Here is a 4889-nt window from a genome sequence, read left to right as displayed (position 1 = left end):
CAGCAATGCCGAACGCGCCGCCGCGCTTGCTCCGTGGCTGGAGCACTACAACACTCAACGGCGTCACAGCGCACTCGGTGGCCTTCCTCCGCTCAGCCGCCTGTCACCAACGTGATGGCCGAGTACAACTAGCCGCCGCACCGGCCCGGCCCGCTCAGCCGCGGGAGCGGCGGGTGGCGCGGTCGTTCGCCTTCCGGATCGCCTCGACGAGTTCGGCCTTGGTCATCCGCGACCGGCCCCGCACGTCGAGCTCGCGGGCCAGGCCCAGCAGGTGCTCCTTGGTGGCGTGCTCGTCCACCCCGCCGGAGGAGCGGCGGTGGGTGTCCACCGATCCCTCGGACTGCGGGTCCGAGGGGCCCCTGCGGCCGCCCTCCTTGGGCTGCCAGTGGTCGCCCACCTTCTCGTGGGTGTGCTTGACGGCGCCCCAGGCGACGCGGTTCGCGCGCTCGGCGTCGTGGTACTGCTCGTCCGCGGCGTCGTGGGCCTTCGCGAACGTCGCCTGGGCCTTGCGGTCCGAGCGGCGCAGCGTGCTGGGCAGCTCGTCCTGGACCGGTTCGCCGGACTTGGAGGTCTTGGGCACGGCCGTTCTCCTCTCGACCTCCCCGACGCTAGGCCCGTCCGGTCACGTCCACCTCCCGGGACGCCCCCCGGGACGCCCCCCGGGACGCCCCCCGCGACGCCGGGCGCAGCGAGCGCCACACCAGGAGCGCGGCGGCCGCGGTGAGCACGGCCCCCGCGACGGCGGTCGCGTCGAGGCCGTGGGTGAACGCCTCGCGGGCCGAGGCCAGCAGCGCGCCGCCGTCGGGCCGCATCGCGGAGATCTCCACGGCCGCGCCGAGGGTCTCCCGGGCGGCCTCCGCCCCGGCGGGGACGTCGACCTCGCGGCGGTAGACGGCGTTGAGCACGCTGCCCAGGACGGTCGTGCCGAGCACCGCGCCCACCTCGTAGGCCGTCTCGGAGATCGCCGAGGCGGCCCCGGCGCGGTCCGCGGGCGCGGCGGACAGGATGGCGTCGTTGGTCAGCGTCTCGGCCAGGCCCGCGCCGGTGCACAGCACGACGAACGCGACGGCCAGCTGCACGGCCGCGCCGTCGCCGGCGCCGGGGCGCAGCAGCGCCATGACCGCGTACCCGGCGGTGCCGAGCAGCAGCCCTGTCGCGATGAGCACGTCCAGCCGCAGCCGGCGCGCCAGCCGGGCCGCGACGAGACCGGCGACGAAGGTGGCGACCGCGCCGGGCAGCAGCAGCAGCCCGGCGTGCAGCGGGCGCAGCCCCAGCACGAGCTGGAGGTACTGGGAGGTCGCGAAGAGCATCCCCGTCATCCCGCAGATGCTCATGAGGTTGGCGACGACGGAGGACCGGAAGACGGGCAGCCGGAACAGGTCCACGTCCAGCAGCGGGTCGTCCAGGCGCAGCTGGCGCCGGACGAAGACCACCGCGAGGGCGAGCCCGAGCAGGAACGTCGCGACGGGGACGAGGGCGGGGCCGTGCTCGGCGAGGGTCTTCACGCCGTAGACCAGGCTGGTCAGGGCGAGGATCGAGACGACGACGCTGGGGGCGTCCAGCCGTCCGTGCTCGGTGCCGGAGCGGTGCTCGCGCACGACGATCGGGGCCAGGACGAGCAGCGCGACCATGAACGGGACGTTGAGCAGGAAGACCGAGCCCCACCGGAAGTGCTCCAGCAGCCAGCCGCCGACGATGGGCCCGAGCGCGCCGCCGGCGGCGAATCCGCCGGCCCACACGGCGAAGGCGGTGCGGCGCTGCTCGCGGTCGGTGAAGGTGCTGCGCAGCAGCGACAGCGTGGACGGCATGAGGGTGGCGCCGGCGACGCCGAGGGCGATGCGGGCGGCGATGAGGGCCTCGGCCGAGTCGGCGAACGCGGCGAGCAGCGACACGACGCCGAACGCGGCGGAGCCGATGAGCAGCATCCGGCGCGGGCCGTGGCGGTCGCCGAGGGTGCCCATCGTGACGAGCAGGCCGGCGATGGCCAGCGAGTAGCCGTCGACGATCCACAGCAGCTGGGTGCCGGTGGGGGAGACGGCCTCGCTGATCGCGGGCAGCGCGAAGCTCAGGACGGTCATGTCCACGGAGATGAGCAGCACGGGCAGCACGAGCACGGCCAGGGCGGCCCACTGGCGGGACGTGGGGCGGGTGGGGACCGGCTGGGCGGTCTGGAGGGTCATGGGTCTCGTTCCTCGGTTGAACGTCCCCCGGACTGTACCGTCCGGACGGTATAGTTGGCGAGTGGTTAGCCTTCCCCGCGTGACCAGGGCCCCCAGCGCCACCCGCGACCGCCTCGTCGACGCGTTCGCCGCGCTCGTCGTCAGCACCGGGGCGCGGTCGGCGACGCTGGAGGCCGTCGCGGCGCGCGCGGGCGTCTCCAAGGGCGGGCTGCTGTACCACTTCGCGTCCAAGGACGCCCTCGTCGACGGCCTCCTGGACCGCTTCGCCCGGCTCGCCGCGCAGGACGCCGACCTCATGCGGGCCGCGCCCGAGGGCCCGGCGGAGTACTACGTCCGCACCTCGGCCACCGAGCCCCTCGCCGCCAGCGGGTCGGCCCCCGACCAGCTCTACACGATCGTCATCGCCACGCTGCGCCTGGCGCAGGAGGACGACCCGCGCGCCACGGACGCCTTCCTGGCCGCCAACACCGCCTGGCGCGAGCTCATCGAGGAGCAGGTGGGGGACCCCGCGCTGGCCCGCATCGTCCAGCTCGTCGGCGACGGCCTGTGGAACTCGGCCTCGATGGGCATCCCCGTCGACGACCTCGACGACATCCTCGTCCGGGTCCGCGCCATGGTCACCGCCGCGACGGGCGCCTGACCCTCACCCCGGCAGGTCCGCGCGGGCCTCGTCGGCCGCCACCAGCGCCGCGTACCGCCCGCCCGCGGCGAGCAGCTCGTCGTGGCTGCCGCGCTCGACGACCCGCCCGTGCTCCAGGACCGCGATCTGGTCGGCGTGGCGCACCGTGGAGAGCCGGTGGGCGATGGTGATGGTCGTGCGGCCGCTGGACAGCCGCGCCAGCGCGTCGGCCATCGCCCGCTCCGTGCGGGTGTCCAGCGCCGACGTCGCCTCGTCCAGCAGCAGCACCGGGGGGTCGCGCAGCACGGTGCGGGCCAGCGCGATCCGCTGCTTCTCCCCGCCGGAGAACCGGTACCCGCGCTCGCCGACGACGGTGTCGTAGCCCTGCGGCAGCGCGCTGAGGACGTCGTCGACCTGCGCGGTGCGGGCCGCGCGGCGCAGCTCCTCGTCGGTCGCGCCGGGCCGGGCGAACCGCAGGTTGTCCGCCACCGAGGCGTGCAGCAGGAACGTCTCCTGGGTGACGACCCCCACCACGTCCGACAGCGAGCGCGCCGTGAGGTCGCGCACGTCGACGCCGTCGACCGTCACCGCCCCGGAGTCCACGTCGTACAGCCGCGACAGCAGGTACCCCAGGGTCGTCTTGCCCGACCCGGTCGCCCCGACGATCGCCAGCGAGGTCCCCGCGGGCACGTCCAGGGACACGCCCGCGACGCTCGGCCCGCCCGCCCCGGGGTAGGCGAAGGACACGTCGCGGAACTCCACGTGGCCGCGCGGGTCCGCCAGCTCCCGGGCGCCGGGGCGCTCGACGACCTCCGGCGGGGTGTCGAGGTACTCGAAGACGCGGGTGAACAGGGCCATCGAGGCGTGCAGCCGCACCACGATCCGCAGCAGCGCTCCCAGCGGCCGGAACAGCTGCCCCTGGAGGGTGACGAGCGCGACGAGGGTCCCGATGCTCAGGGCCGTCCCGGTCCCGCGGACCCAGCCGCCGAGCAGGTAGGTCAGGGCGGGGACCGCCGCCATCGTCAGGGTGATGACCGACCACTGCCAGCGCCCGGCCATCTCCGAGCCGACCTCCAGGCGGGCCACGCCGTCGGACTGCCGGGTGAACCGCTCGACGACCTCGGGGGTCCGGCCGGTGGTGCGGGTCAGCAGGATCCCCGAGATCGACAGGGTCTCCTCGACCGTCGCCGACATCTCCGCCAGCTGCCGCTGCCGCTGCGCGGTGATGCGCCGCCGCAGCCGGCCCACGCGCCGGTTCAGCCACACCGACAGCGGCAGGACGCAGAAGGAGAACAGCGCCAGCCGCCAGTCCAGCGCCAGCATCGCCACCGCGGTGACCACCACGGTCGCGAGGTTCTGCACGAGGTCGGCGCCGGTGCTGGTGACGACGGTCTGCATGGCGCCGATGTCGTTGGCGATGCGCGACTGGACCTCGCCGGTGCGGGTGCGGGCGAAGAAGCCCAGCGACATGCGCTGCAGGTGCGCGTACAGCGCCGTCCGCAGCCCGTGCATGACGGCCTGCCCGACGCGGGTGGTCAGCAGCCCCTGCACGACGTCGAGGACGGTGCCCACGGCGGCGATCCCGATGAGGCCGGTCGCCAGCCACGCCAGCAGGGGCAGGTCGCGCTCGGGGAGGGCGACGTCGACGATCTCGCGCAGCAGGAAGGGGGAGGCGACGCCGGCGACGGCGGAGACGGCGATGAGCGCCCCCACGACGGACAGCGTCGGCAGGTGCGGGCGGAACAGGCGCAGGACGCGCTGGACCTCCCCGCGCCGGGGTCGGTCGGGCTCGGCCGGGTCGGCCGGGGCGGTCCGGCCCAGCCGGAACGGGTCGCGTCCGGGATCTCCCCGCACCGGCGCACCTCCTGATCGTTGTGGCAACCTCACGGTGAGGTTACCTCAACGAGGGTAGGGTGCCACCGTGGACGACCTGGACGGCGAACTCCTGGAGACCCTGCGCTCGGTGCAGTGGCGGGGGGGGGGGGGGGGGGGGGGGGGGGGGGGGGGGGGGGGGGGGGGGGGGGGGGCGGGGGGGGGGGCGGGGGGCGCCGGGGGGGGGGGGGCGCGGCGGCGCGCGGGGGGCGCCGCGG

General features: G+C 75.3%; 5 protein-coding genes. 2 read left to right on the top strand and 3 right to left on the bottom strand.

Annotated features, from left to right (window positions below; all coding sequences use genetic code 11):
* A partial coding sequence (locus tag ACRYM6_RS22925; protein ID WP_432543931.1) for an integrase core domain-containing protein occupies window positions 1-115 on the top strand: 115 nt, incomplete at its 5' end.
* Window positions 116-154: 39 nt separating this feature from the next.
* On the opposite strand, the gene ACRYM6_RS22920 is transcribed toward ACRYM6_RS22925, so the two are convergent.
* A complete protein-coding gene (locus ACRYM6_RS22920; protein ID WP_432545203.1) occupies window positions 155-580 on the bottom strand; it encodes a ChaB family protein in 426 nt (141 codons plus the stop codon).
* 28 nt (window positions 581-608) lie between these two features.
* Window positions 609-2180, bottom strand: coding sequence for an MFS transporter (locus tag ACRYM6_RS22915; RefSeq protein ID WP_432545202.1), 1572 nt, complete (start codon window positions 2178-2180; stop codon window positions 609-611).
* 79 nt (window positions 2181-2259) lie between these two features.
* Between ACRYM6_RS22915 and ACRYM6_RS22910 the strand changes: the two genes are divergently transcribed.
* A complete protein-coding gene (locus ACRYM6_RS22910) occupies window positions 2260-2820 on the top strand; it encodes a TetR/AcrR family transcriptional regulator (protein ID WP_432545201.1) in 561 nt (186 codons plus the stop codon).
* Window positions 2821-2823: 3 nt separating this feature from the next.
* Here the strand turns inward: ACRYM6_RS22910 and ACRYM6_RS22905 are convergent, their stop codons facing one another.
* Window positions 2824-4653 (bottom strand): ABC transporter ATP-binding protein, encoded by a 1830-nt coding sequence (locus tag ACRYM6_RS22905; RefSeq protein WP_432545200.1) that lies wholly within the window; start codon window positions 4651-4653, stop codon window positions 2824-2826.
* Between the last annotated feature and the right edge of the window lie 236 nt (window positions 4654-4889).

The organism is Kineococcus rugosus, assembly GCF_050871975.1.
Classification (GTDB): domain Bacteria; phylum Actinomycetota; class Actinomycetes; order Actinomycetales; family Kineococcaceae; genus Kineococcus.
This window is presented reverse-complemented; position numbering and strand designations above follow the sequence as displayed.

Excerpts from the sequence above, each read along its gene's own strand:
- ACRYM6_RS22915 (WP_432545202.1), bottom strand. The coding sequence starts at position 2,180 with ATGACCCTCCAGACCGCCCAGCCGGTCCCCACCCGCCCCACGTCCCGC.